Origin of the sequence: Dyella japonica (assembly GCF_040545895.1) — a bacterium.
Lineage (GTDB): Bacteria > Pseudomonadota > Gammaproteobacteria > Xanthomonadales > Rhodanobacteraceae > Dyella > Dyella japonica_D.
On sequence record NZ_JBEPMU010000001.1, the window covers coordinates 241,456 to 266,970 of the forward strand.

At 62.7% G+C, this 25,515-nt stretch carries 20 protein-coding genes; 9 read left to right on the plus strand and 11 right to left on the minus strand.

The window, feature by feature from the left end; genetic code table 11:
* The first annotated feature begins 11 nt into the window (after nt 1-11).
* Both ABIC75_RS01145 and ABIC75_RS01150 read left to right on the plus strand, forming a co-directional pair.
* Complete coding sequence (locus ABIC75_RS01145) at nt 12-1,175, plus strand: efflux RND transporter periplasmic adaptor subunit (protein WP_354012026.1); 1,164 nt, start codon at nt 12-14, stop codon at nt 1,173-1,175.
* 17 nt (nt 1,176-1,192) lie between these two features.
* Nucleotides 1,193-2,692: an efflux transporter outer membrane subunit gene (locus ABIC75_RS01150; RefSeq protein WP_354012027.1), complete on the plus strand. Its 1,500-nt coding sequence runs from the start codon at nt 1,193-1,195 to the stop codon at nt 2,690-2,692.
* A gap of 102 nt (nt 2,693-2,794) precedes the next feature.
* Here ABIC75_RS01150 and ABIC75_RS01155 read toward each other — a convergent pair whose 3' ends face one another.
* The 9 genes from ABIC75_RS01155 to ABIC75_RS01195 form a co-directional block, all read right to left on the minus strand.
* On the minus strand, nt 2,795-3,502 hold the full coding sequence (locus tag ABIC75_RS01155) for an acid phosphatase (protein WP_354012028.1): 708 nt from the start codon (nt 3,500-3,502) through the stop codon (nt 2,795-2,797).
* The gene (locus ABIC75_RS01160; RefSeq protein ID WP_354012029.1) at nt 3,502-5,712 is read right to left on the minus strand and encodes a TonB-dependent receptor; all 2,211 of its coding nucleotides are present in this window, start codon (nt 5,710-5,712) and stop codon (nt 3,502-3,504) included. Before ABIC75_RS01160 ends, ABIC75_RS01155 begins: the two co-directional genes overlap by 1 nt.
* Before the next feature lie 645 nt (nt 5,713-6,357).
* The gene (locus ABIC75_RS01165; RefSeq protein WP_354012030.1) at nt 6,358-6,978 is read right to left on the minus strand and encodes a phosphatase PAP2 family protein; all 621 of its coding nucleotides are present in this window, start codon (nt 6,976-6,978) and stop codon (nt 6,358-6,360) included.
* Nucleotides 6,979-6,989: 11 nt separating this feature from the next.
* The gene (locus ABIC75_RS01170) at nt 6,990-8,441 is read right to left on the minus strand and encodes an ArnT family glycosyltransferase (RefSeq protein WP_354012031.1); all 1,452 of its coding nucleotides are present in this window, start codon (nt 8,439-8,441) and stop codon (nt 6,990-6,992) included.
* Nucleotides 8,442-9,055: 614 nt separating this feature from the next.
* Nucleotides 9,056-10,720: an ArnT family glycosyltransferase gene (locus ABIC75_RS01175; protein ID WP_354012032.1), complete on the minus strand. Its 1,665-nt coding sequence runs from the start codon at nt 10,718-10,720 to the stop codon at nt 9,056-9,058.
* Between the two features lie 39 nt (nt 10,721-10,759).
* Nucleotides 10,760-12,586, minus strand: a complete 1,827-nt coding sequence (locus ABIC75_RS01180; protein ID WP_354012033.1) for an ArnT family glycosyltransferase — start codon at nt 12,584-12,586, stop codon at nt 10,760-10,762.
* Complete coding sequence (locus ABIC75_RS01185; RefSeq protein WP_354012034.1) at nt 12,583-13,686, minus strand: glycosyltransferase family 9 protein; 1,104 nt, start codon at nt 13,684-13,686, stop codon at nt 12,583-12,585. The genes ABIC75_RS01180 and ABIC75_RS01185 overlap by 4 nt, the downstream gene beginning before the upstream one ends.
* Nucleotides 13,687-13,979: 293 nt before the next feature.
* Complete coding sequence (locus ABIC75_RS01190; RefSeq protein ID WP_354012035.1) at nt 13,980-14,477, minus strand: hypothetical protein; 498 nt, start codon at nt 14,475-14,477, stop codon at nt 13,980-13,982.
* Between the two features lie 11 nt (nt 14,478-14,488).
* On the minus strand, nt 14,489-15,574 hold the full coding sequence (locus ABIC75_RS01195) for a porin (RefSeq protein WP_354012036.1): 1,086 nt from the start codon (nt 15,572-15,574) through the stop codon (nt 14,489-14,491).
* Nucleotides 15,575-15,796: 222 nt separating this feature from the next.
* Here ABIC75_RS01195 and ABIC75_RS01200 point away from each other — a divergent pair, with 222 nt between their 5' ends.
* From ABIC75_RS01200 to ABIC75_RS01215, 4 genes are all read left to right on the plus strand, one after another.
* Complete coding sequence (locus ABIC75_RS01200; protein ID WP_354012037.1) at nt 15,797-17,563, plus strand: ATP-binding protein; 1,767 nt, start codon at nt 15,797-15,799, stop codon at nt 17,561-17,563.
* The gene (locus ABIC75_RS01205; protein WP_354012038.1) at nt 17,560-18,921 is read left to right on the plus strand and encodes a sigma-54-dependent transcriptional regulator; all 1,362 of its coding nucleotides are present in this window, start codon (nt 17,560-17,562) and stop codon (nt 18,919-18,921) included. Before ABIC75_RS01200 ends, ABIC75_RS01205 begins: the two co-directional genes overlap by 4 nt.
* A 112-nt stretch (nt 18,922-19,033) precedes the next feature.
* Nucleotides 19,034-19,966 (plus strand): cytochrome b/b6 domain-containing protein, encoded by a 933-nt coding sequence (locus ABIC75_RS01210; RefSeq protein ID WP_354012039.1) that lies wholly within the window; start codon nt 19,034-19,036, stop codon nt 19,964-19,966.
* Complete coding sequence (locus ABIC75_RS01215) at nt 19,959-20,714, plus strand: molybdopterin-binding protein (RefSeq protein ID WP_354012040.1); 756 nt, start codon at nt 19,959-19,961, stop codon at nt 20,712-20,714. Before ABIC75_RS01210 ends, ABIC75_RS01215 begins: the two co-directional genes overlap by 8 nt.
* Before the next feature lie 74 nt (nt 20,715-20,788).
* On the opposite strand, the gene ABIC75_RS01220 is transcribed toward ABIC75_RS01215, so the two are convergent.
* Nucleotides 20,789-21,304 (minus strand): cytochrome P460 family protein, encoded by a 516-nt coding sequence (locus ABIC75_RS01220; protein WP_354012041.1) that lies wholly within the window; start codon nt 21,302-21,304, stop codon nt 20,789-20,791.
* 485 nt (nt 21,305-21,789) lie between these two features.
* Between ABIC75_RS01220 and ABIC75_RS01225 the strand changes: the two genes are divergently transcribed.
* From ABIC75_RS01225 to ABIC75_RS01235, 3 genes are read left to right on the plus strand one after another with little or no spacing between them, the layout of a single operon-like run.
* Nucleotides 21,790-22,398 carry a ZIP family metal transporter gene (locus tag ABIC75_RS01225; RefSeq protein WP_354012042.1) on the plus strand — a complete coding sequence of 203 codons (609 nt, stop codon included), beginning with the start codon at nt 21,790-21,792 and terminating at the stop codon, nt 22,396-22,398.
* A gap of 41 nt (nt 22,399-22,439) precedes the next feature.
* The gene (locus tag ABIC75_RS01230; protein ID WP_354012043.1) at nt 22,440-23,333 is read left to right on the plus strand and encodes a CDP-diacylglycerol diphosphatase; all 894 of its coding nucleotides are present in this window, start codon (nt 22,440-22,442) and stop codon (nt 23,331-23,333) included.
* Nucleotides 23,287-24,615, plus strand: coding sequence for a phospholipase D-like domain-containing protein (locus ABIC75_RS01235; protein WP_354012044.1), 1,329 nt, complete (start codon nt 23,287-23,289; stop codon nt 24,613-24,615). Before ABIC75_RS01230 ends, ABIC75_RS01235 begins: the two co-directional genes overlap by 47 nt.
* 20 nt (nt 24,616-24,635) lie before the next feature.
* On the opposite strand, the gene ABIC75_RS01240 is transcribed toward ABIC75_RS01235, so the two are convergent.
* The gene (locus ABIC75_RS01240) at nt 24,636-25,412 is read right to left on the minus strand and encodes a TetR/AcrR family transcriptional regulator (RefSeq protein ID WP_354012045.1); all 777 of its coding nucleotides are present in this window, start codon (nt 25,410-25,412) and stop codon (nt 24,636-24,638) included.
* Nucleotides 25,413-25,515: the final 103 nt, after the last annotated feature.

The following is a 25,515-nucleotide window of genomic DNA, read 5'->3' on the forward strand; positions in this document are numbered from 1 at the left end:
GGAGAGTCACCATGAACGCGCTCACTCCAGTTCCGCCATCCTCACGCTCGCGTCTTCTTGTCGTGCTGCCCGTGGCTGCCGTGTGTCTCGCGCTGGCCATCGGCGGGCTGCCGCGGCTGTCCGCACACGCCGCGGTGGTGCGCCAAACCGCAGCGCTCGGCACGCCTACCGTGGCTGTCGTCGCTCCCGGCCGCGAGCCGCTGCAACAGTCGCTGGTGTTGCCAGGTGACGTGCAAGCCTTCCAGGAGGCCAGTATCTATGCACGCACCAGCGGCTATCTCGGTCAGTGGCTGACCGACATCGGCACGCACGTCCACAGCGGCCAGTTGCTGGCCCAGATCGAATCGCCGGAAGTCGATGCACAGCTTGCACAGGCCCGCGCCGATGCGGCGACTGCCTCGGCCAATTATCAGATCGCCAGGGTCACCGCGGATCGCTGGGAGGAAATGCTCAAGAGCAACGCCGTGTCCCAGCAATCGAGCCAGGAAAACGTGAGCACCATGAAGGCCAAGCAGGCCATGCTCGCCGCCGCACAGGCGAACGTGGATCGATTGCAGCAACTGCAGTCCTTCGAAAAGGTCTATGCGCCGTTCGATGGCGTCATCACCGTGCGCAATGTCGATGTGGGTGCGCTTATCGATGCCGGCAACGGCGGCACGCCGGCGGCACTCTTCAAGCTCGCCGAAACGGACAAGCTGCGCGTCTTCGTCAACGTGCCGCAGGATGACGCGGCCGACGTGGCCGTCGGCGCCCGCGCAACGCTGACCTTGCCGCAGTATCCGGGGCGGTCGTTCGTGGGAAGCGTGGCGCGCACCGCCGGCGCGATCGATCCGGCCAGCCGCACGCTGCGCGTGGAAGTGGACATGGACAACGCCGATGGTGCCGTGCCGCCGGGTGCGTATGCCCAGGTCACGCTGATGCTTGCGTCCGCCAAGGCCATGCTGTCGCTGCCTGCCAATACGTTGCTGTTTCGACCGGTGGGCGTGGAGGTGGCCACGGTCGATGCCAAGGGCCTGGTGCGATTGATGCCGGTGACGCTGGGTCGGGACTTCGGCACGCGCGTGGAAATTCGCGCGGGCCTGAAGGGCGACGAGCGTGTGATCGTCAATCCGGGCGATGCCGTCGGCGACGGACAGTCGGTGCGCATCAATGCACGCCCTGCCGACGCGACCTGAGCGAGGAGCACACAGTCATGCGTAACTCATCTCTTCCCCGCGCGGCTTGCGCGCTCGCCATCGCCATCGGAACGACCCTGATGGTGGGGTGTACGCCGGGCCCGGCCTATGTGCGGCCAACGGTCGATGTGCCTCAACAATTCAAGGAGGCGGCCGTGACGGCGCCCGAGGCGCAGCCAGGCTGGGTTCCGGCCGATCCGCGCGACACGGCGCTACGCGGCGATTGGTGGACGCTGTTCAACGACGACACGCTCAACACGCTGGAAGCGCGCGTCGATGCAGGCAACCAGTCCATCGCCAAGGGACTCGCCAACCTGCAGGCCGCGAAGGCCGCGGCCAAGGAGGCGCGTGCTGCGTATTACCCCACCGTCACCGCGGGTGTCGATGCCAGTCGCTATCGCACCTCGCAGAATGTGGTGGGGCGCTCATTGGCTGGGAAAACCGTCTCCGACTATGCCGCGGGACTGGATGTGTCGTGGGAGCCCGATCTGTTCGATCGCATCGGCCATCAGGTCGACGCGGCCACGGCGCGCTACCAGGCCGGCGAAGCGGATCTTGCGTCGATTCGCCTGGCCATGCATGCGGAACTGGCCATCGACTATGTGGACTTGCGTGGCGTCGACGCGGAGACGGCCTTGCTTCAGCAGACCGTGGTCGACTTCACGAAGGCGCGCGATCTGGTGCAGGTGCGCTTCACCGGCGGCATTGCATCGGAATCGGATCTGGCCGAAGCGGAAACACAATTGCAGGTTGCCAGCGCACAACTGGTAGATCTGGGCGAGAGTCGCGCGCGTTACGAACACGCCATTGCCATGCTGATGGGAGTGGCGCCGTCCGAGCTGTCCATTCCCGCGTCCACGGCCGCGATCGCGTTGCCGGCCATCCCTTCGGGCCTGCCTTCGACCTTGCTGCAACGGCGTCCCGACATCGCCGCTGCCGAGCGAAGGGTGGCTGCCGCCAATGCCGATGTCGGTGAAGCGACATCCGCGTTTTTTCCCGATCTGTTGCTCTCTGCATCCGGCGGCGTCGAGGCATCGCGATTCACCCAGTTGGCAACGCTGCCCAGCCGGTTCTGGGCGATCGGGCCGGCACTCGTGGGCACGCTGTTCGACGGTGGTCGCCGCAAGCAGGAGCTGCATCAGGCCGAGGCTCGGGAAAGTGGCGCTGCGGCGGACTATCGGCAGACGGTGCTCTCGGCCTTTCAGGATGTCGAGGACAACCTGTCTTCGCTGCGTGTATTGAGCGACGAGTCCGGCACGCAGCAGCGCGCGGTCGTTGCCTCCGGTCGCGCCGAGCAACTGGCGCTTGCACGCTACAAGGCGGGCGCCACCGACTATCTTGAAGTGGCGACCACGCAGAGCGTGAGCCTCGATCAGCGGCGCGTGTACGTCGAGCTGTCGCGTCGTCAGCTGGAATCGGACATCCGTTTGATCAAGGCCATCGGCGGCGATTGGAGCGCCGATGACCTCTCCAAGGTCTCCACGGGCAGCACGCGGCAAGGCAGGTTGGCGCCGTGAAAGGCGGCGCCGTGATCGTCCTGGCGCAGATCTCGGTGCGACGTACGTGTCTGATATCGAGCGGACGTCAGCACCAGTAACGCTCCGCGCGCCACCCCGGCATCAGGGTGTTGTCGCGGGGAGAACGGGCAAGTGCAGTGCCGTTCGAAGTTCCGCACACGCCGCCTGGTAGTCCGCCTGCCAGTCGGCCTGGTGCAGCAATTGCGCGCCGATCACGGTTCCGGCCAGTCGACCGGCTTCCACGTCGCTTGGGAAATGCACGCCCATTACCACGCGATGCTGTGCGTACAGGTCGGCGCGCGCAAAAATCTCCGCGCGCTTTTCCGGCAGCATGTTGGCCAGCAAGATCGCGGTGGTATAGCCGAAGGTGGCGTGTCCGCTCGGATAGCTCCAGTCGTCCGGCTTTTCCTTGGACAGCGGATGCACCTGGTCGGACATCACCGATGGGCGGGCACGTCGCCAGTAAAGCTTGGCGTCCTTCACCTCGGCCTTGTCCAAGTCGGCGACGCGCTCAAAGAATGCGGCTGTCCTCGGCAACGTCGCCGGTTGCATGGACGGGCCGAGCACGTCCGCAAAGCGGAACACGGAACGTTCCACATCCGCCTTGGCTGCCAACTGTTCGGCGGCCGTGCGCGATCGCTGTGCGGCAAGCACGGCGCGCAGGTCCTCCCTGTCCGCCGCCGAACCTGCTGCCGGCGGAGGCGGCAACAGGTTCGACAGTTCAATGTCCGCATGATTCGGGCTGCCGCCGTCGGCCAGGGCGGACTGGGCGATGAGCAACATCAACGTCAAGAACGCAAGGCGTTTCATCAGAACAGGTCCGCCGAAATGGTGAAGTTGAAGTTGCGTGCCGGAATGGTCCAGTACAGCGGCGTACTATCCGCTGCCGTGACGCCGGCCAGGGCGTTGATGTGGGTGTTGTTGAACAGATTGTTGAGCTGCACGCCCACCTTGATGTCCTTCACATCGGTGATGTGGGGATCGAACTTGTAACTGGCGGCGAAGTTGGTGATCGCATAGCCGCCGATCGGCGTGTCATCTTCGACGTTGGCGGTGTAATAGGTCTTGCCGACGAACTTGTCGAACAGCGATGCGTAGACGGGGCCGTCGCTGTAGACGAAGCCCAGTGCGGCGGTCTTGTGGGGCGTGTTCGCATTCCACTGGTTGTCCGTGGTCTGGATCGCGCGGTTGAGCGAGCCGTTGGCGTAGACGCTGAAGCCGGCGCCGAGCAGGTAGGTGCCTTCCAGTTCGAGGCCTTTGTAGTGCACGCCGCCACCGTTGTAGAACTCGGTGACGCCACCGACCTTCTGGCTCTGGACGAAGTTGTTGAAGTCGATCTTGTACACATCGCCCGATAGCGTCAGGCGATCGTCGGTCCAGGTCGTGCCAAGCTGGATGTTGGTGGTTTTTTCCGGCGCCACGGCGCTGTCGGAAACCGCGGGATTGGGCACGTACAGCAGGTTGAGGTTGGGCGCCAGGTAACCCTTGGCCCACTGCGCATACGCCGTCCAGTTCGCGCTGAAGTTGTAGTGGAAAGAGGCCGAGGGCAGGGTGGCATTCCACTTCTTGGAATAGGTGAGCGGTGTTTCCGTCTTCTGGTTGACCGTAGCGTCCAGGTCGCGCTCGAAGTTGTTGTACTTCACGCCGCCGATGACATACGCATTGTCGGTGATGTTCCACTGGTACTCGACGAATGGCTGGATCGTGACCAGCGTGTCGTTCATGCGCCGATCCGCCGAGGCAAGCGCCAGCGAGGGCGCGCCGGGCGCGATCACCGGATTGAGCTGGTTGATCGTGTCGTCGAATTCATAGAGCCAGCGAATGTCGTCCTGGTGGTCGTACCACACGCCGGCGCGCAATTCGCCTGGGCCGAGTTCCTTGCCCACGCGGAAGATATCGCCCCACGAGCGGTTCGTGTTGCGCATGTGCTGGCCAGGGACATCGGTGGCGCTATAGAACGTGCCGTTCGGTGTTTCGCCATTCGGATCCAGGCCGTTGAAACCGAAGTGGTTGTAGCCGTAGGTGTAGACCTTGTTGTCGATCGTCCAGCCGTCGAACGCCGAATGCAGGCCGATGTAGCCGAGATTGGTATTGATCTCGTCCTTGTTGTAGCGGTAGTAGGCCTGGCTGGTCGGATCGTCGTTCAAGCCATAGTTGACGCCGTGCTGCTCGATCTGCGCCTTGGTGGCACCGAACGGCACATACTGGTTCAACTCGTTCGCCATGGCGACGAAGGTCAGCGTGGTGTTCTCGCCCAACGGTTGGACCACTTTCGCAAACACGGTCTGGCGACGCTGGCCGGCAAAGGTGAGGTAACCGTCCGACGAGCTGTTCTGCAGGTTGATCACCGCGCTGGTACCGCTGCTGGTGAAGACGCCCGTATTGATTGTTGCGCCTTCGATCGCCGTTTCCCAGCTGCCCAGGCTGATGTACGGGTTGATGCCGAACTGCTTCTGTGGATTGAGCGAATCCACCGAAATGGTGCCGCCAAACGTGGCGTTGCCGAGCGTGCCGGCGGTGCCCGGGCCGCGATCCACCGTCACTGAGTTGGTTTGCTGGTTGGTGAAGTACGACGTGGAATGGTGAGTGAAGTCGTTGGAGTCCATCCACGGGATGCCATCGAACGTGACGTTGTACTGGCCATCCTGGAAGCCGCGGATGGAGACGACCGGTGCCTCCATCAGGCCCGAACCGTTTGGCGTCACCGTGTACACGCTCGGCGAGATGGATGCGATGTCGGTGTAATCGCCCGTCGGTGGGACATTTTCCTGGATGTAGATACGGCCGATGATCGATTGCGGCTCGGTGGCCACCATCGACGCTTGCGAAGGCGCGATGTTGGTCACCGTGTCGGTTCCGGTCACCTGCACGGCATCCAGGCTCTTGGCCTGTTGCGGCGTGGCGCTGGTGTCGGCGGCGGTGTTGTCGCCGGCCCATGCGGGGGCGGCGATCGCGGCGGCCAGGCAAAGAGCAAGCGTGGTGCGAGAGCGCCCGAATAGCGCCGAAATATGCCGTGTCATGGTGTGCCCGTTTGTTGATTTTGGGGAAAGGCGACTTGGGCTACACCGTAGTCACGGCGAATGACAGTTTGGCAACAAAATGATTATTCGATAATCTGGAGAATAATCGTATTTATTTTCGCTAAGATAATCATAAGATTTGTGAAATCTATTTACTAAGTTAAATCTAAGATTCGCTAACGCGATTTAATAAGCTGGCTATAAGGCTGGTCGTGCCACGAGATGGTTTCGGCCGGGGTTCAGCGTCCTGGGTCCATTGAGCCGAGGCGCGGTTTTGGTGGCGTAAGCCCAGCGGCGCGCCAGAAGAATATGAGTTTGGTGATGGCAGGAAGTTTCTGCGTGATGGAAAGCGCGGCTATGGTCGCCCGTTGTCCTGGCGGCGCGTTATTGGCCGCTACGCGTCATTGCCATTCTGTGCATGACGATTGATGCGGGCTGCACGGTTTTGTTAGCCGGCCTTATGACACCGATCGCCGGCAAGTCAGACTATGTCGTGCAATGGCCGATGGCCGCGCTTTCGTAGATTATTTTTCTTGCGACGAAATCAGGGCTTGCGCACGGGATGACTCCCGGCGTCAGTAGCGATCTCATTTAAACCTGCCGACTCCGCGCGGACGCGTTCCCGCACTGCGACAGTTCGCGCATTCAATCGAAGTGATGAACGTATCCAACCTGGAAGCCCCCGGGGAGTAGCGAAAGAATCCACGGTGAGTCGCGATGAGATGCCCATAGGCCCACTCCCACGCCGAGGGCGGCGCCAACGAGTACGTCGCTCTGCCAGTGCCCATGCGTTTTCACGCGGGCCACGGCGTCGTAGGCAGGCAGGAGTGCGAGCAGGTAGACCGCCGGATGGTCGCTGCCGTAAGAGACGATGAAGGGCGTGACGGCGGCGGATATGGTCGCTACCTCTCCGCTCGGAAAGCTTTGCGCGTGGAAGCCTTGGAACCACTTGTTGGGGTTGTCGGTTTGCGAGGGGCGTTCACGCTGGAAGGTCCATTTGAGCGCCTGTGCGCTCACGGCGCTCACGGCCATCGAATCCACCGACCGCCAGAAGGTGTCGCCGAGCTTGTTGTCGTCGCCTAGCCAGAGCGCGCCGACTCCCACGGTGAGGATGGAGCCATAGATCAGCGCTTCCTGATGGCTGCGTTTCCAGATGCCGCTGTCGTCGTACGGCACGGTGTGGTCAAGGCCAAGAATGCCGCTGCCAGCCCAGCAGGGGCTGCAGGCGAGCATGAGGACGAAGGCTGCTGATCGTCGACTGAACATACGCCCTCCTATCAAGGTGAAAGACCCTGGGCGAGGAAAAGCATGTTGTTTCGCCAGAGGCCGACGGGCTTGGCGGAGGCGCCACATGCGGTGAGCAGTGCCTGCGCCTTGGCACTGGGGATGTCGCGATCGAGCAGCAGCAGGGATGTCCCTTGCGTTTTGATGGCGGCGCAGATCTGCGCGCCCGCGTCCGGGCTATGCCACCAGACTCCATACACGGGGCGATCGAGATAAAGCCGCAGGCCCCAGAGCGTCTGCTCTTCCACGGCATAGGTGTCCGTGGCTTCTTCCAGAAAGATGAGTGCGTGATAGTCGGACGAGTCCACGGCGGCAGCGATCTCTTTCGCCGCACGGCGGTTGTCCACGGTCGCGCCGTAGCCGTGGGCCGCGATGCCCTTGGTGGCAAGCAGCAGCACGATCCATAGAGCCAACAGGCCAGCGGTCCGCGGTCGACTGATGTCGAACGTGTGTTCCATGCGCGATGCGGCGAGCAGCGCGAGGGGAAGAAACAGCGGCAGGAGATATAGCGGCAGTCGTGACTGCGACAGGCAGAAGATCAGGAAAGGAATGGCGAACCACAGGCCGAGGAACAGTTGTATCGAATGCTCTTTCCGCCAAAGCGCCCAGCGGGAGGGCGTTGCCAGGTCGCGGCACGCTCCAGCGAGGCCGCGCCACCAAGGGGCCGTCCCGAGCAGCAGTACAGGGAGAAACGCCACCGCCCATCCGAAGGCGCCCGCGTGGCGCTTGTGCATGGCGGTGAATATGCGGCCATAGACCTCCTGATGAAGGAAGTAGTGAAGCAAGCCGTGGTAGCGAAGAATGACGATGGCATACCAGGTGAACCCCACCAGCAGAAATATCGCAACACCGACGGGATGCAGCAGGCGAACGACCTCACGCCAGCCGCCACAGATGCTGGTGAACACCGCGACGGAAAGAAGTGGCAGCAGCCCCGGAGGGCCCTTGGTCATAAAGGCCAAGCCAAAGCCGAGCCACATCACGAATAGGCCGTACCGTTGCTCGATGCCGGTTTCAGGCCAGGTGGCCGCGATGAAGCCAGCGATCGCCAGGCCCTCGGTCAGGGTGAGCAACACGTCCGTGCTGATGATGTTTGAACTGAAGAACGTAAACAGGCTGGTGGCGTAGATCAGCGCCGGAAGCCAGGGCTTGCGCGGGCTGGCTCGCCTGCCCATGGCAAAGAGCAGCGCCAACGTGGCCAGGTAGGCGACTGCGTAGGGCAATCTCGCCGCCCAGGTATTGCGTCCGAACACATGAAGCGACGCAGCGATCACCCAATAGGTCAATGGAGGCTTGGAGAAATTGAGTGATGCAGGACTGTAGGCGGGCGCGAGGTAGTTGCCGGAGTCCATCATCTGCAACGCCACGCCCACATAGCGCCCTTCGTCCGGGCTCCACAGTCCTCGCGAGCCCTGAAACGCCAGGCCAAGAAGCAGGCCAAGCAACAACACCCACAGGAATGAGCTTGCGTGGATGCGCGTGCTTGCCCGAACCGATTCGGCAGGCATGCTCAGGTTGCTGTTCATGCGTGCCGGTCCATGGGCTGCGCGAGAGGTGATGCCGCCTTGCCCGCGATTGGGGGCAGGCGGCGGCAAGCAAATGTTGACGCGCGAGCCGCGCGGATGATGCGTGCGTTCCGTGCAGGCATGGCGGTCGTGCTACCCCGCAGGCGCGTGCAGGCGTGTCGTTGTGAAGCGCGTGACGAGGGGCCAACGGGTTGGTCGCTCGGGGCGGCAATCCACCATGGGCTGCTTTGAATGCTCATGCGTTCGCTCCCGGGGTGGAGCAGCGAGTGATGAGGTTGCGTTGCGTGGAACCGATCCGGGGCGGTGCCGGCCATTGCGGGCATGGATGAGGCTCTGCGTTGGCTAGGGTCTGCTTACCCTTTTGCCAATTCCATGCCATATGACTAAGTGGCTGAGTGCGTGCATGTTTCGCAATCCGCCGTGCGTCGGCGGGGCCATGCAAAACCTGCACTCTGCAAATTTCGTTTGCAAAAAATGTAGGAACACATGCGTGGGTTAAAGGCCGCGCTTGTGCGGATATCGCGCGCGCGACGTCACAAGCGTTCCTCCGGGAGCGCCTGCACGAGCGCTTCAGCGGGCCACACCGCCAGCGATATGCCGCGGAACGGCTGGGTATAGATGGCGTGCACGCGATCCGCATCGCCAAGGCGCTTGGGATAGATGACCACCAGGCCATCGGGGTGATGGCTTGCCCACTCTCTCAGGGCGCGAAGACTGTGCAGTTCCGTAATGGGCTGAGTAAGGCGTCCGAGGAAAGTGTATTGGCCGTCGTTCGATTCGAGATTGGCGATGGGGCGCCCCTGTTGTTGCGCATGGGCGAGCAGACGGGCAACCGGAGCGAAGTCGTAAGCGGGCCACAACGTCATGCTGAAAAGACCGTTCGCGGCCACCACGGCCAGCAGGCTCACGACGGCGATGCGCTGCAACTCTCTCTTGCGTGATACGGTGAGCGCCGCTGCCAGAACCAGATACAGGGCGCCAAACGGCTGGCTGTGCGCAGACAGCGATGCAAACATGGGGTCGGCAAGATGCCCATGCGCCAACAGCCAATCCATGGCAATCAGTAGCACGCCGCCAACCGCGAGCAACAGCGCCAGCGGCCACGGGGACAACCAGCGACTGCCGCCCGCATCGCCCTTTGGCAGGCGCGCCAGCGACGCCGCGATCAGCAGGGCAAGGCCTGCGGACTCGGGCAGCAGGTAATACGCCTGTTTGCCGCTGACCATGGACAGCACCACGAGTACGGAACCAAGCCATGCGAACAGAAACTTCACGCCGGGTTCGAGCGGACGACGCCATGTGCCCAGCGCCGCCCAGGCGCGAGGCCATAGCGCGAAGGGAAACACGAGCAACGGCATTATGGGGAGATACCACCACACGGGTTGCGCGTGAGCGAAGGCATCGACGACGCGGCCCGCTGTCTGATGTACGAGAAGCATGTGCCGATAGGTTTCGCCGCCACTCCATGCCGCCAGGAGGGCCCACGCCAGCAGCACGCTGCAGGCAACGAGGCAGGCGATGCCTCCACACACATACCACCGTCGCGCATCGCGCCGGGCGCATTCGCTCCATGACGGGGCGAGCAGCCAGGGCAGGCCAACGTGCAGAAGCATCACCGGCCCCTTGGTCAACAAGCCAAGGCTGAGCGCCAGCGCAAACCCGCCCATGCGGGGCGGTTCTCCATGCGCGGAAGGCGCAAGGCAAAGCAGCGCGGCCAGCACGCAATCGGCCAACAGCACCTCGTACATAACCTGCAGGCCAAACAAAAAGCCATAACTGAAGGCGAGCAGGATCCAGGCGGTGCCGTGTGCGATCCATGCGCTTCGTGGGAACAATCGGCGCGCCAGTCGCCACGCCAGGATCAGCTGCAGTGCACCGAGCATCACTTCGAGCAGGCGTGGCCAGACGTCACCGACGCTCGCAACGGCCCAGCCCAGTTGAATCAGCCACAGCAGCAACGGTGGTTTGTCGCTATAGGGCAGGCCGTTGAGATAGGGCACCAGCAGACTGTGGTGCGTCCACATTTCCCACGCCACCGAGAGGGTTCGCGTGGAGTACATCGGCATGGGGCCGTGCTGGAATATCGCGACAAGCGCTGCCGCGATCCACAACGGCAGCCAGGCCCAGGGCAGGAACGCCGCAAGCCGAACGTGGAACGTGGCGCGAGTGGATGGGTCGTGGGTATCAGGGAAGAACACAGTCGGCTCGGGAGCGTGGCGTCAAAAATTCAGGAGGCATCAACGGCGACTGTCGATGCCTCCCCAGTCCTCGAGCGCACCCGTCGGCACCAGACCATCACGACATGAGGGAGCCACGGCATCGCTGCGGAACAGCCGCCAGTCATGCCCGCTGGTGACGCCCACATCCACCGTCGCTGCGGGGATGATGCATGGCGCCATCACATCGGCCAGCACCAGCACCCATCGTTGCGATGGCGCCTGTGCCTGCCACCGGATGGCCGACGCCAACTGCTGGTGCCATGGCGTGACAAACCCGAAGTCGACGAGAGGTCGCGCAAAGGCCAATGGCAGCTCTTCCTTCCATGCCACCAGGGCGAGTTCGGCGTGTGGGCCGATGGTCCGTTCGACGCGATCGACCAACGCGGCGGGAGAGCTGGCTCGCGCGAGTAAAGGCGCCATGCCAAACCCCCATATCACCCAGACGCCCGCCATGCCGGCGAGCACGGCTGCGCCCGCATGATGGCGACGAAATATCGCGACCTGCAGCAGCAACCAGGCACCTAGCGCGATGCACAGGCTCCACCACAGGGATGTCTGTTTGCCCAATTGACGAGCGGCAGCGAAACGCTCGGCCACGTCAGGGTGAAACCCGAGCGCCGCCACGCCGATGCCAAGTGCCGCGCCGCCGAGTAGCAGCAGAAAGCCCTTGGCCACGCATGACAGCATGCGTTGCCGCAGTGCATCTTCCAGATACGGGCCCGCGCAGAGTGCCAGCATCGGCAGTGCCGGCATGATGTACACATCGCGCTTGGCCCGGGTGAGGCTGAAGAACACGATGACCATGACGATCCAGCCGAGGGGCAGAAGGATGCGTGCATCGTGTGCGCGAAGCCGCTCCATCCATGCCGGCACCAGGCCGGGCAACGCCAGGCTCAGCGGCAGCCACGAGGTGAATATCACCGTGAGATAAAACCACGGTGGCTGGAAGCTGTTCCACGGATGGACGTAGCGGTTGACGGTCTGGTTGAAAAAGAGGTCGTGAAGGTAGGCGCGCGCTTCGTTGCTTTGATGGAGGTGCACGTAGAGCAGTAAAGGCACCATCCACAGCGCGATGGCCATGGCGAAAGCCAGCAGCCCACCGGTCCATTGCGCACCGCTCCCCGTGACCGCCGGCATCCACAGCCATCGACGCCGTACGGCGACAAGCCATGGCAACAGCATCATCAGCGGCAGAAAGCCGACGCCCTTGGTGATGACGCCCAGGCCGGCGGCGAAGCAGCCGAGCCAGAACGCGCGCCAGTGCGGACCCAGCAGCAAATGCCGCAGCAGGCCGGCGTTGGCCAGCGTGATGAAAAAAGTGACGGTTGGGTCGATCTGTCCGCGCTTGGCCTGGAACACGAATTGAACCGTGCAAAGCAAGGCGAGAGCGCCCATCAAGCCCGCACGGTGACCCCACAGCCGTCGCCCCAGGTCATACACGAGCCACAAGGTGCCCAGCGAACTGAGCAACGAGGGCAGCAGGAAAGCGATCGACCAGTTGCCGGTAAGCGTGTACGACCATGCTTGAGCCGCCATGAATAGCGGCGGCTTGTCCGAATACCAATCGCTGCCGCGATGGGGAATCAGCCAGTTCCCCGATGCCACCATGTGATGCGCCACCAGGGCGAAACGTGGTTCATCCGACGGTGTGGGTCCGCGCAGGCCAATGCCGGCTGCGAGCAACAGCAACGCACCCAGCATCAGCAGCCAGCGTTCCAGGCGTTCGCGCGGCCATGCCGGGGCCGCGTCATCGTGCGGTTTGCTTTCCGGGTGATGTCGATTCAACGGCATGGCGTCGGCACGCTCTGCGGCAGGCCTGCCAGGCATGCGATACGGCTCCGTCATGGCGCCCATGCCTGGGAGAGGAACAGATCGCCGCCGCGCATGGACTGCAACTCCTCGACGGACGACGCGGGCACGTGGCGGCCGAGCAGATCAGGATGCGCCGCCACGACGCGGCAGGCCACTTCGCGCGCGGACAGGCCCTGCGTGGGAAGCGGGGAATTGCCGTGGCCATAAGGGGCGTACACCGATGCGTCGGTAACGCTGAACATGCCTACCGTAGCCACGCGTGATGCCACCGCGAGATGCATCACGCCGCAGTCTGCCGTGATCATCAGATCCATGCCGGCCATGACGGCGCCCATGCGGCGAATATCCGATGAGAAGTAGCCGGGCCACTCGGAGCCGAGCATGGAATGGCCATGCATGGGAATGAATTCGAGAATGCTCGCTGTCGGGCACAGCGTCTTGAAGGTGTCGATGAACTCGCGCCACCACTCCATGGGATAGCGCTTGGCGCCCGTGGCATTGGCGAAAACGCCAACGACCGGGGGCGAGCTCGTCTGTCGCGATACCGAAAGCAGCTCTGCAACGACGCGCCGACCGTGAGCCAGTTCGAGATCGGTCAGTCGAATATCCAGCGCAGGATAGCCCAGCTCGTCGGCATGCTCCTGGCAGAGTGCCCAGCGCAGCAAGTTGATCGGGCGCTTGGCCATGTGTTGCATGGCAATGCTTGTGGGGGCCGCATGCGTGAGGCCCGAGTGCTGCGGCGTATCACTGAAGCCCAGCTTATAGGTGGCATGGAGCAGTCGGGTAACGGCGCGACTGAAGCCGGAGCCAAGGCATGGGTCGATGATCAGATCGTAACCACGCCGGCGCACGTCATGGAGCAGGCGCAGGAAGGGCAAGGGGTGCTTGAACCCGCGTCTGGGCAGGCAGAAGACATGCCTCACGCTGAAGAACGTCGCGAATACTTCCTCGGCGATGTCTCCTTCGGAGATCACGTCGATCTCCGCTCCCTTGAAGTGCCGCTCAAGCTCCGTGATCAACGGCGTGAGCAGGATGGTGTTGCCAAGGCGATGGTTGGGACGGCAAACCAGGATACGGAAGATGCCTTTGCGAGGCAGCGGCTCGTTGCAGTGGGGTGTCTTGGTTTCGTTCAAGCTGCACCGATAGGCGTGAGGGGATCATTGGCAATATCCGCTCCGGTGCGTGCTGACCTCTGTGCTGTTCCTTGCCAATACTCGGCGTCCAAGGGTGGGCGCAAGAAGTTGACGAATCAGCAACAGGGCATGGGCGGTTCGCAGCGGGGCAGGTGCCGTGGTGCGAAATCCGTGCCACTTCCGCAAGTGGCTGATGACTCGGTACAAAGACGTTTTCGACGTTGTGCGGGCCATCCGACGCATCCTGCAGAGTGCAAACTTTGTCTGCAACTATTGGCAGGCTGCGCGTTGGCTCAGGGCGCAGGATGTTCCGGGCACGCAGGCAAATCGTCGGCCGCGTGCGCAGGCAACGTGATGGTGAACGCCACGCGCACGCTCGCATCCACCTGGCAGCTGGCCACGTAGCCGATCGCACCCGGCGTGGTTGCCACAAAGCGGACAACGGCGTCGGGCGAGCCGAGCACATACGGTGGACTCACGCCCTGAAAGTATTGTTGATCCCAGTAGTCCTGCAGCTGGACACCGTCCATGTGCAGGACTGCACGCGAAAAGGCCTCGCGCAAGGGCGCGCTGCTGGGAAGATTGACAGGCGTCAGGCGCCGCCCCTGGCCATCCACGAAGATCTTTTTCAAATACACGTTGCGCACCGTGGTCTGATCCAGGGTCAGCTGTGGCCCATCCGGTGACGTGATGATCGCTATTTGCGACTGCGCGGCCACGGACGCACGCGCCAACATCAGCAGTGCGCCGATCAGCAGCAACCTCGCCCATGGCTGGCCGTGTGCGTGCATGGGGGCGATGTTCAGAAGAGCACCGCGACCGAGGCCAGCCAGCCGGTCGGCGCGAGCAACTCATTGTGCGACCCGTCGCGATACTCCAGCTTGAGGACCACGCCTTCAATCGGCTTGAAGTTGAGTGCCGTGGTTCGGATGGTGCTCGTCTGGGCGGGTGTCGACGATCGGTAACGCTCATAACGGCCAATGAAGTACAGCCTCCGCCACAGCGGCACTTCGGCCTGAACGAAGCCGCCGCGCTCATCGGGCTGGTTACCTGTGCTGCTGCGATAAATGCCTTCGCCCGTGAGGCTCACGTAACGGCTTGTCCAACTGAAATCGATGCCGTTGAGCCAGTATTTCTCGCGTGGCGATTCCAGCTCGTAGTTCAACGTGGAGGCGCCGACGCTGAGTGAGTCGCCCATCAGGTGGTAGAGCACCCTGCCGCCGATGCCCTGGCGAAAATTGTTCTGCAGCGTCTCGGTGGTGCCGAAGTTGGTGTATGCGTTGTCCTGGTCGCGGCCGATGTTGAGGTCTTTGCTGTCGTCGGCAAACACCCAGTAGTCCAGATCGTTCCCGCTGACCGGCAATGTGCCGAACATCATGGCGCCGTTGGCATGACGCGCAAAGGCGGCCGAGGTGGACAAGGGGCGCGACACGGTCCAGGTCAGCGGGTCGGCGTGCACCAGATTCCATTCGCCCACGGGCGTGAGGAACTTGCCGAATCGAAACGTGATGGCCTGGTTGGCGTGGTAGTCGGCGTAAAGCCTCTCGATGTCGAGCTCGGCATCGTCATCATCGGTGCGCCCGGTGCTGTTGACGGGGTTGGTGGCCTCGATCTCGGTGAACAGCTGCCAGCGGGTGCCGATGTCCTGGGTGATGAAGAGGCTCAGGTCGCGTACGTTGTAGCTGGTCTTGGTGCCCTGGACGCTGTAGAAATTGAGGTCGGCATAGCCGCCGACCCGCAAGCCCTGGCCCGGGAAATACAGGCCTTGGCCCAGCGTATAAGGGGCCGGCTTCCAGCCGCTGTCACCGTCATCGGCGGCCAGGGCGGGCGAGGCGAGGATCAGTCCAACCAGCAGGGTGGCCAGGCCAGGATGCAGAAGGCGGCGCATGTGCCTGTTCATCGATCATGCCTACCAGCAGGGAATGGAACGAAGCCGGCACGCATGGATCAAAGGCGGCAGGCACATCAAGACGACAGGTTCGCGTGCGAGCATTCCCTCGAAAGGACTCGCCGCTGCTGCGGATTCTGCGACAGTGCAGGGGCGGCCGCAAAGGCACGGCAGCCAACCGAAGCGGCAACGCACTCTTACCTCCAACGGGACGGCACCACCTTGACGACACGATCGGCCCTGTTCCGCCTGCTGTTCCTGACCCTGCTTGGCACGGTCATGGTGGTGGGAGCGTTGTCGTTCTATCAGTTCCGCAGCGCGCTTCGCTCGGAAATTGCGGGCAACCTGCAGTTTGGCGCCAGTACCGTGATGCAGCGCATCGACACGCTGCTCTTTTCGCATATCGAAAACATGCGCGTATGGAGCGGGCTGGAGGTGATGCAGGACATTCGCGTCAACGACGTGGACAAGCGCCTTTCGCATTTCCTTTCCGATCTGCACGCCGGACAGGGCAACGCCTATGCGGCGCTCCTGTGTATCGACGAGCATGGGCGCGTCGTCGCCGCCAGCCAGCCTTCGCTCATCGGAACGGCAGCGCCGGCCTGGGGTGTCTGGCGCGCCATTTCAGGGCCCCGTCTTGGCAGCGTATCCATTGCCCAGGCCTGGGATGCCGATGGCCAGGGCGTCATGTTGCGCACGCCGGTGCCCAATGCCTTCAGCGCGGGGAACATCGGCTATCTCTACGTGGTGCTGGACTGGCGCGCGGTGCAGGCATTGCTGGACGAGGCGGTGGATCATGGTGCGCGAGGTCTCCTGCTGGTGGACGATAGTGGTCACGTGATTGCCGCTTCCGCCGCCCTCCGCGAACGCGCCAACGTAGCGCGCCTGAAACTGGATTGGCCTTTGCCGGCACAGGGCGCCGCATCCTATGTGCGCGATGGCGGCGCACTTGGCTATGGCACCCTGTTGGTGGGTGTCGCCACCTCCGCGGGTTATCAGCAATTCCATGGGCTGGGCTGGCACATCGTCATGATGGAGCCGACCTCGGTATCCTTTGGGCCGATTTGGCGATTGCTGTGGGTCGTGCTGGCCGTGCTGGTGCTGACCTTGCTCGTGGGGCTGTGGATTTCGTCGCGACTGGCCAATCGCATTGCGCTCCCCATCGTGGCGCTGACCGACTTTACGCGCAGCTTCCGCCAGCGCGACGCGGCGCTACCGCATTTGCCGGCCACCAATATCTCCGAGATCCATGAGCTGCACCGCGCTTACGCGGAGATGATCGATGCCCTGGCGCGATCGCGCGAACAGGTGGTGCGCGCGGGCAAGCTTGCGGTCGTCGGCGAGATGGCCGCCATCATGGCGCATGAAGTGCGAACGCCCATGGGTATTTTGCGCAGCTCCGCCCAACTGCTGCAGCGGCAGCCGCACCTGGGCGAACGCGAGCATGAGCTGATCGGTTTCATTTTCAGCGAGACCGAACGACTGAACAGGCTGGTGACGTTGCTGCTTGAGTGCGCACGCCCAACGCCGCCGGATTTTCGCCCGCACGACCTGCATGCCATCATCGACAGCGTACTGGGGCTGCTCGAATCACGGGCCGAAAACGCCGGCGTGGCGCTCAGTCGAAGTTTTGCGGAGCAGGAACTGGTTTTCTCCTGCGATCGCGAGCAGCTCATGCAGGTGCTGCTCAACCTCGTGCTGAACGCACTGGCATTCGTGGGTGAGCACGGACGAGTGCAGGTGCTTACCCGTTCCGATGCCTCTGTGGTGTCGATCAGCGTGGTGGATGACGGGCCTGGCGTGCCTGAAGCCTTGCGTCAGGCGATCTTCGATCCTTTCTTCAGTCGTCGCGAAGGAGGTATCGGTCTGGGGCTCACGATTGTCCAGCAGGTCGTGCATGTACATGGAGGCGAGATCACCGTAGGCGAGAGTGCCTGGGGTGGTGCATCCTTCAACCTTCAATTTGTGGTGGACGGACAGAAGCGATGAACGCCAGGCGGATACTCGTGGTGGACAACGAGGCGAAGATGCGTCGCATCCTCGAGCTATCCCTGAAATCGATGGGGCATGCCGTTCTTGAGGCAGCTGACGGCGTGGAAGCGTTGGCCATCATCGAGAAGCAGGCCATCGACCTGGTGCTCACGGATCTGCGCATGCCCCGGATGGACGGCATGGCACTGCTCGCCGCGCTGCGCGAGCGAAACCAGGATGTGCCGGTCATCGTCATGACGGCCTACGCCACCATCGAGACGGCCGTGGCTGCGATGAAGCTGGGCGCGATCGACTACATCATCCGGCCATTCGAAATGGAGACCGTCGAGATGGCGGTCGCGCGCGCACTCGCCATGCAGGCCGTTCAACGCGAGAACCGTTTTCTGCGTGAAGAGATATCGCGTGGCTGGGGGGAATTCGTCGGCGTCAGCCCGGCCATGCAGGCGCTCTACGACCTGATCCGCCAAGTGGCACCGACGCGCAGCAACGTATTCATCGTCGGAGAAACCGGCACCGGCAAGGAGCTGGTTGCGCGCGCGATCCATGAGGCGTCCGGCCGGCAAGGCCTGTTCGTGCCGATCAATTGCGCTGCCATTCCCACGGAACTGCTCGAGAGCGAACTCTTCGGCCACGTCAAAGGAGCCTTCACGGGCGCCTTGCGCGACCGCGTGGGCAAGTGCGAACTGGCCAGTGGCGGCACCATCTTTCTCGACGAGATCACGGAGATGCCGACGAGCCTGCAGGCAAAGTTGCTGCGTGTCCTGCAGGAGGGGCGCATCGAACGACTCGGTGCCAATGCGTCGATACCGGTGGACCTGCGGGTGGTGGCGGCCACCAATCGTGATCCGCAAGAGGCGCTCGAAGCAGGACTGTTGCGGCGCGACCTCTATTTCCGGCTCAACGTGGTGCGCGTCGACGTGCCGAGGTTGCGCGACCGCGATGGCGACATGGCCATCCTGGCCAATCACTTTCTCAACAAATATTCGCTGGAGCTGGGGCGCGCCACGCCACGGCTCTCGCCGGCTGCCCTTGAACGGCTGGAGGCGTACAGCTGGCCGGGCAATGTGCGAGAACTCGAAAACCTGATGGAACGGGCCGCCGTGCTTTGCCGTGATGGCGAGGTGGATACGAGCCACTTGCCCGCTGAACTTTCCAGGGAAGTACGGGCAGCACCGCAACACGCCGCGCCATCGCTCGACGGACCCCTGGCACTGAAAGATCGGGTCGAGACCCTGGAGCGCCAACTCATCGAGGCCGCGCTGGCGCGGAGCGACAACAACAAGGCTGCCGCTGCGCGTTTGCTTGGCGTCAGTGAGCGCACGCTTTGGTACAAGCTGAAAACCTATCGGATGTAGCGCCACTCGAACGAAACGCCATGGTTGTGCGAGAAGTCGGCGCGCCAGGAGCGGGCGAGAGTAAGCTAACCGGCGTATGGTTCGACTTGTCCTGCCACTCGGGAGTATGGCCATGAGTACGGAAGGTCTTGATGCTGGCGTCTCCGCTCCCATCCCCAGGGCGGCTCCGCCGTCGACCCGGGTGATCTATCGGCATCCGTTGCCGATTCGGATCATGCATTGGACCAACGTTCTTGCGCTGACGCTGATGTTCTTCAGCGGCTTGCAGATATTCAATGCGCACCCGAGCCTGTACTGGGGAAATCGATCGGACAAAGGGACCGAAATCCTGGAGCTCGGCGCCCGCGAGGATGGCGCCGGAAATCTGGTGGGCGTGACGCGCATCGGGCAGCACGAATTCATCACGACCGGGGTTCTGGGCGTCTCGAGCGGAAGAGACGGCAACGCGCAGGTGAGGGGCTTTCCGTCCTGGCTCACCGTGCCTGGCCCGCAATGGCTGTCCATGGGGCGGCGTTGGCACTTCTTCTTTGCGTGGGTATTCGTGTTGAACGGGCTTTGCTATGTCGGCTACGCCATGGCCACGCGACACCTGCAGCGCGACCTGTGGCCAACCCGCGCAGACTGGCGCGGGATAGGGCGGTCGATCATCGATCATGTGCGCTTCAAGCATCCGCATGGCGAAGAGGCGCTGCGCTACAACATCCTGCAACGCCTGGCCTACTTGACCGTCATCTTCGTGTTTGGCGCGGGCATCGTGCTCATGGGGCTGGCCATGTCGCCGCGCATGGATGCCGTGCTTTCGCCCATGGTCGAAGCTGTTGGCGGTCGGCAGTCGGCGCGGACCATTCATTTCATCATCGCCTGGGGCTTCGTCGTTTTTGTGTTGATCCACGTTTTCGAGGTGTTGATCAGCGGGATGTTCAACCAGCTCAGAGGCATGATCACCGGGCGCTACGCGATCGACATGACGCCGGTTGATCCGGACTCCCCAAGTCAGCGTACACACGACGATGCCGTGCCTGCGGAGGAGCGCCCCCATGAGTAACCGTCGATCGTTTCTGCGCATGACCCTGGCGGGTGTTGCGGGCATCCTGGTGGCGGGCTGCGACCAGATTTCGCAGACAGTGTGGGGGCCCAAAGTGCTCGGCAAGGCGGAAGGCTTGAATCGTCGCGTGCAGGCCTTGTTGTCGCCATCAAGCAGCATGGCCAGGGAATACACCGAAGCGGACATATCGCCGGTATTCCATCCCAATGGCACCACCATGCCGGCCACGCCGGCCTATCAGGCCCTGATGGCCAACGAGTTTCGCGATTACAAGCTTCAGGTGGACGGCCTGGTGAGTCGGCCGGCCATGCTTTCGATTGACGACCTCAAGCGCCTCGACACGCGTACGCAAATCACGCGGCATGATTGCGTGGAGGGTTGGAGTGCCATCGGCAAATGGCAGGGAACGGTGCTTTCCGCCGTGCTCGACCATGTGGGCGTGGATCCACGGGCGCGCTTCGTCGTGTTCCATTGCTTCGACGAGATGGACGAAGACACGCCTTACTACGAGAGCATCGATATCGCCGAGGCAAGGCATCCACAGACGCTGTTGGCCTTTGCGTTGAACGACAAGCCGCTACCCGTGCCGAACGGCGCACCTCTGCGCCTGCGCATCGGGCGTCAACTCGGCTACAAACAGGCGAAATACCTGGCACGCATCGAACTGGTCAGTTCATTCGACGATATCGGCGACGGGCAGGGCGGTTATTGGGAAGATCAAGGTTACGAATGGTATGCGGGCATCTGACGCACGGCGCGCCCTGCAAGTCTCATGACCAGGATGGCCGCTCGCGTTATTCGGCGTGACGCAAGCGCAAACCGTCAAGGCGAATAGCGCGTGAAAAGGAAGTCGCGATCCTTGACGGGCACGTGACAGGCAAAGCAGGCCTTGGCGTCCATGTGCGCCGGTTTGCCGTCGTTGAACTGCACGAAACCCCATCCGCCGGTAGAGGCGTACCGCTTCGCGTCCTTGATCATGAACTGGACGTTGGTCGGCTCACCCGCAACGAAGGATTGCGCGCGACCAAATGCCCTGTTGTTCTCCTCGGACGGGATGTATCGCCAGGCGAGCCGGGCAACAATCGCGCCGTCGGGGAACGGCAGCACCCCGTTGCGATACGCGTTGACCGCAATCTCGTTGCCGAGAATGGCGCGAATATCGTTGAGGCTGCCTTCTTCATGCGCCACGGAAATCAGCTTCCAGTCGCGGTAGCCGGCGGGCATGGCTTCGACCGACTCCATCGAGCGGCTGTCGTCGGCGGCTATCGCCGAGAACGGCAGCGTGCCCAGGATCGTTCCCAGTGCGACCAAAAGCAGACCAGCTCTGATGCGTGTCATGGGAATTTCCCTCGTCGATGTCGGCCATCGATTCTATGCTCACTTGGCCGATCGAGGACGGTCATTCGACGCGGATCTTTTCCGCGCATGCAATGGCACTTGGCCTGCATGTCTTCCCGCTAAACAACGGCGTCCACGCCTTCCGCGGGACTATGCGTTTGAGGCTTCCTGCACGAGACCTCATCGCCATTGCCTCGCCAGGTTGTCGTGACTACCGACAGGGCTGCATCCGCCGCATTGACGCGGCACTATTATGTTATAACATAACATCAATAGCTGGCGCCGCCTGAGAAGGCATCGGCGTAACCAGCGTTTATGGATGTCGCCAAGCAGCGGCTCATCGGAACGTATCAGTGCATGCTCGTCTGATCGAAATCGTCTTGGCGTCGCTCGTCCTCGGGGCGACGTCCTTGTTCTCTCGTGTCGTCGTCTGGATGCCGGGCGCCATACGCACTCACTGGCTTCCATGGCTCCAGGCCACGGCCGTGGGCCTGCTCATCGGCGACAGCCTTTTGCATCTCTTGCCGCACGCACTGGGATCGCATGACGACCTGAGCAAGATCATGCTTGCGTTTGTCATTGGCGCGACGTTTCTGGCCTTTGTCGAAAACGCCGTGCGCGTCCACCGCTTCGATGCAAGCGTAGTGGCGCCTGCGGCACGGATGACGCTCGCCAGCGATTTCATCCACCATTCGGTCGACGGGATCATCCTGGCCGGCGCTTTCCTGGCAAGTCGTGCGGCCGGATATGCAGCGCTTGCCGCTATCGCGATCCACGAGATTCCGCGCGAGATCGCCAGCGCCGGCGTGCTGGTTTCCAATGGCTACGATCCGCGGCGCGCCTTCTTTCTGTCGCTCGCCATGGCCATCGCCGTGCCAACAGGGGCGATTGTCGTGGCCGCCACGTTGCCATCGGCGAAGGTGGCCGCGTTGACCGCGGCGTTTGCCGCCGGCTCCATCCTGTACGTGGCTCTGGCGGACATCCTTCCCGCGGCGTGGCTCAAGGCAAGCGGTAGCGCGCGATTGGCGCCCGCCATCGGTATTGCCGCTGGCGTCGTGTCCATGTGGCTGCTGGCGCGAGGCGAGCGGGCATGACCAGCAGGCGCTGCATGCGGGCGGCCGCAAGGCGGCGGGTCATGCGCTCCATGATGGCTCGCGCATCGTGGAAGAGATGGCTGCGCTTCGTTTGCTTCACTCTTGTCATGGCGGGCTTTTCGCAGGAAGCCACTGCCGAAGACCGCGATGCGCTTTGGAAGAAGATGGATCAAGTCTGCGTGCCGGTTGCGGCCCCTGGCGCACATCCACCATCGCCTTGCATCAGAGTTCCAGGGAATGGCGCCCATGGCGGCTACGCCATCTTCAAGGATCAGGCAGGACGCTATCAGTACCTGGTGATTCCTCTTGAGCGCATCAGCGGCGTGGAAGATCCGGCACTGCAGGCGAAACGCACGCCCAACTACTTTGCGCGCGCCTGGGACGCGAGGTCTTATGTGGAGGCGGCATTGCATGGCCGTCGTCCGCGTGACCAGTTGATGCTCGCGGTGAATTCCAGATACGGAAGATCACAGGATCAGCTCCACATCCATATCGATTGCGTGCGGACGGATGTCCACCAGGTTCTGCAGCGCCTGCTTCCCGCCGTGGGCAAGCAGTGGCGAAAGCTGCCTCAGCCGCTGCCTCCGTCTGGGCATGTCTACGACGCCCGCTGGGTGGATGGCGAATCGTTGTCCGTCGACCCGTTCAAGTCCCTGGCGGCAGCACTTCCAGCTGGGGACGCCATGGATCGTCATGGCCTGGCCGTGGTCGGGGCGCGATCGCCGGATGGCCGTCCGGGCTTCATCCTGCTCAGCATCAAGGCGACCTTTGATCATGGCAACCGCGGCAGCGCCGAGGAGTTGGAGGATCACGAATGCGCGATCGCAGCCGAACCCACTCACACCGATACCTTCACTTCGCTTCTCGGGAAGAATCACGAGCCATCGCATGAAACAGTCTCAGACAAAGAAGCCATTCTGTTGGGGCCTCCCTAGGCCGCGAAGCGTTGGATCAGCCACTCTCAAGCTGGCCTGCGCATGCATGGGCTTGGGGTTTTCCGCGATGTCGATCGTTGCGGCAAAGCCTGTTCCGCGTTCACCCGAGGCCGACTTTCAGATCGTTGAAAGCGTGCCGGAGGCAACCTCCTATGGCGAGCCCGGCGTGCCGCGCACGCAGGCCATTTGGCTGCAGATGATACGGTCGGCCCACAAGAGCATCGATGTGGCCGCGTTCTACATTTCCGACAAGCCAGGCGGCGGGGCACTTTCGCCCGTATTGGACGCACTGGCCGAGCGCGCATCGGCAGGTGTCGCCGTGCGCGTGCTGGTGGATCACACGTTCCTCAAGAACAACCAGGAAGGCGTCGACCGCCTGCGCCAAGTCCCTGGCATCACGATCCGCGTGCTTCCCGTGGATGAATTGACGGGTGGCGTGCTGCACGCCAAATACATGGTGATCGACGATGAGGCGGTATTCATTGGCAGCCAGAACTGGGACTGGCGAGCACTTGAACAGATCCACGAGATAGGCGCGCGCATCCGCAATGAGCGTTTTGCCAAGACCGTGGAAGCGTCCTTTGAATTCGACTGGCAATTGGCCGGCCATCCGGATTTGCCCAAGGCGGCCCAGGCAGCCCAGGCGTCGCCCGACTTCACCCCCGTGACCGAAGACAATCCGGTCATTCTCAATGATGGCGGCGCTTCTCCGATCACGGCTTTTCCTGCCTTCAGCCCGTCATCGCTCATGCCTGCGTGGGTCAGCGGCGAAGAGGTTGCATTGATCCATATGATCAACGCGAGTCAGCATGTCATGCGCATACAGGTCATGACGCTTTCGGCGATCAAGCAGTATGGCGCCAAGGGTTGGTGGTCCAATCTGGACACGGCCATTCGCGACGCTGCAGCCCGAGGCGTGGACGTGCGCATCATCGTCGGCGACTGGTCTCTCGGCGAGCCTACGCAGTCCTACCTGAAAAGCCTTGCCTCGCTACCGAACATCACGGTGAAGTTCAGCCGCGTTCCGCCATCGCCAAGTGGATTCATCCCTTATGCGCGAGTCGAGCACGCCAAGTACGCCGTTGCGGACGACGACAAGTCGTTCATCGGCACGGGCAACTGGGAGTGGAGCTATTTCCATACCACCGTGGACGTGTCGGTTCGCGTGAATGGAAGATCGCCGGCAAGCACGCTCACATCGATTTTTGATCGCGACTGGAGCGGTGGTTACGTGACGACGATCGTCCCCGGCGAAAATTACTCCGCGCCGCGAACGCATTGAATGCGGGCGGGCGGGCGCGATCAGCGTCGCCGCGTCTTGCGAGCGGTGGGCGTCGTTTTCGGCTTCGCCTGCTTCTTCGCCGCCGCCCGCTTCTTCAGTGCGCCCGCATACGCTTCTTCGTTCTCCACGAACTTGTCGTAGTAGCGCACGACCATGTCCGCCACTTCGGCATTGATGAGGTCGCCGTCGAGCTGCGGGTTGTCGATGACCATTTCCGTGGCGGCGTACATCACTTCGGTGGACAGGCGCATGGACAGCCGCAGCTCTGCCTCGTCCGCATGGGGATAGCGGCCGCGCAGTGCCGCATAACTGGTCTCGGTGACGGACTCGTGCGAATCCAGGCGGATATGCCGCAGCGTGGGCACCGCACGCAGCGCACGCATGATCCATGCCGCCCCGGGGAAGGCCATGGTGGCGGCATTGATGCGCGATTGCATGTCGCGCAGGCCGCGCGTGCTGGCCTCGCGTGATCCGTCGTAGGCCAGTTGCTGCTCCGCTTCCAGCCACTCGCGATAGGCGCGGTTCTGGCATGCCATCAGGCGCGCACCGAGTTCCTTGAGGATGGCGTACTTGTTGGGAAAGTAGCGATACAGCGCCGGCGGGCTGATGCCTGCTTTTTCGCACACCATGTTGGTGGAAAGACGCTCCACGCCCACGTCGCCGAGCAGCTGCGCGGTGACGTCGAGAATAAGCTCGAACGTTTCCACGGAACGTTGCTGCACCGGTTGCTGTTTGGTGTCGAGGTTGATCTTTGCCGCGCGCTTGGCGGTTTTCTTCGCGGCGTTGCCGGTGCCCATGGGTGGTCCTTGTTGGTCGAGCGCGTGTGGTCGATGACGTGGCGAGCGGCGACATTAGCAGTCTTCGATATTCGTGCGCATGCATCGGCGTGTTCGCGTGCCG

What these genes read in the sequence shown, in the direction of transcription:
- ABIC75_RS01235 (WP_354012044.1), top strand. Translation starts at nt 23,287, where the DNA reads ATGAAACAGTCTCAGACAAAGAAGCCATTCTGTTGGGGCCTCCCTAGG.
- ABIC75_RS01195 (WP_354012036.1), bottom strand. Translation starts at nt 15,574, where the DNA reads ATGCGCCGCCTTCTGCATCCTGGCCTGGCCACCCTGCTGGTTGGACTG.
- ABIC75_RS01145 (WP_354012026.1), top strand. Translation starts at nt 12, where the DNA reads ATGAACGCGCTCACTCCAGTTCCGCCATCCTCACGCTCGCGTCTTCTT.
- ABIC75_RS01215 (WP_354012040.1), top strand. Translation starts at nt 19,959, where the DNA reads ATGAGTAACCGTCGATCGTTTCTGCGCATGACCCTGGCGGGTGTTGCG.
- ABIC75_RS01190 (WP_354012035.1), bottom strand. Translation starts at nt 14,477, where the DNA reads ATGCACGCACACGGCCAGCCATGGGCGAGGTTGCTGCTGATCGGCGCA.
- ABIC75_RS01155 (WP_354012028.1), bottom strand. Translation starts at nt 3,502, where the DNA reads ATGAAACGCCTTGCGTTCTTGACGTTGATGTTGCTCATCGCCCAGTCC.
- ABIC75_RS01150 (WP_354012027.1), top strand. Translation starts at nt 1,193, where the DNA reads ATGCGTAACTCATCTCTTCCCCGCGCGGCTTGCGCGCTCGCCATCGCC.
- ABIC75_RS01220 (WP_354012041.1), bottom strand. Translation starts at nt 21,304, where the DNA reads ATGACACGCATCAGAGCTGGTCTGCTTTTGGTCGCACTGGGAACGATC.
- ABIC75_RS01230 (WP_354012043.1), top strand. Translation starts at nt 22,440, where the DNA reads ATGCGCTCCATGATGGCTCGCGCATCGTGGAAGAGATGGCTGCGCTTC.
- ABIC75_RS01240 (WP_354012045.1), bottom strand. Translation starts at nt 25,412, where the DNA reads ATGGGCACCGGCAACGCCGCGAAGAAAACCGCCAAGCGCGCGGCAAAG.
- ABIC75_RS01160 (WP_354012029.1), bottom strand. Translation starts at nt 5,712, where the DNA reads ATGACACGGCATATTTCGGCGCTATTCGGGCGCTCTCGCACCACGCTT.
- ABIC75_RS01210 (WP_354012039.1), top strand. Translation starts at nt 19,034, where the DNA reads ATGAGTACGGAAGGTCTTGATGCTGGCGTCTCCGCTCCCATCCCCAGG.
- ABIC75_RS01180 (WP_354012033.1), bottom strand. Translation starts at nt 12,586, where the DNA reads ATGACGGAGCCGTATCGCATGCCTGGCAGGCCTGCCGCAGAGCGTGCC.
- ABIC75_RS01205 (WP_354012038.1), top strand. Translation starts at nt 17,560, where the DNA reads ATGAACGCCAGGCGGATACTCGTGGTGGACAACGAGGCGAAGATGCGT.
- ABIC75_RS01165 (WP_354012030.1), bottom strand. Translation starts at nt 6,978, where the DNA reads ATGTTCAGTCGACGATCAGCAGCCTTCGTCCTCATGCTCGCCTGCAGC.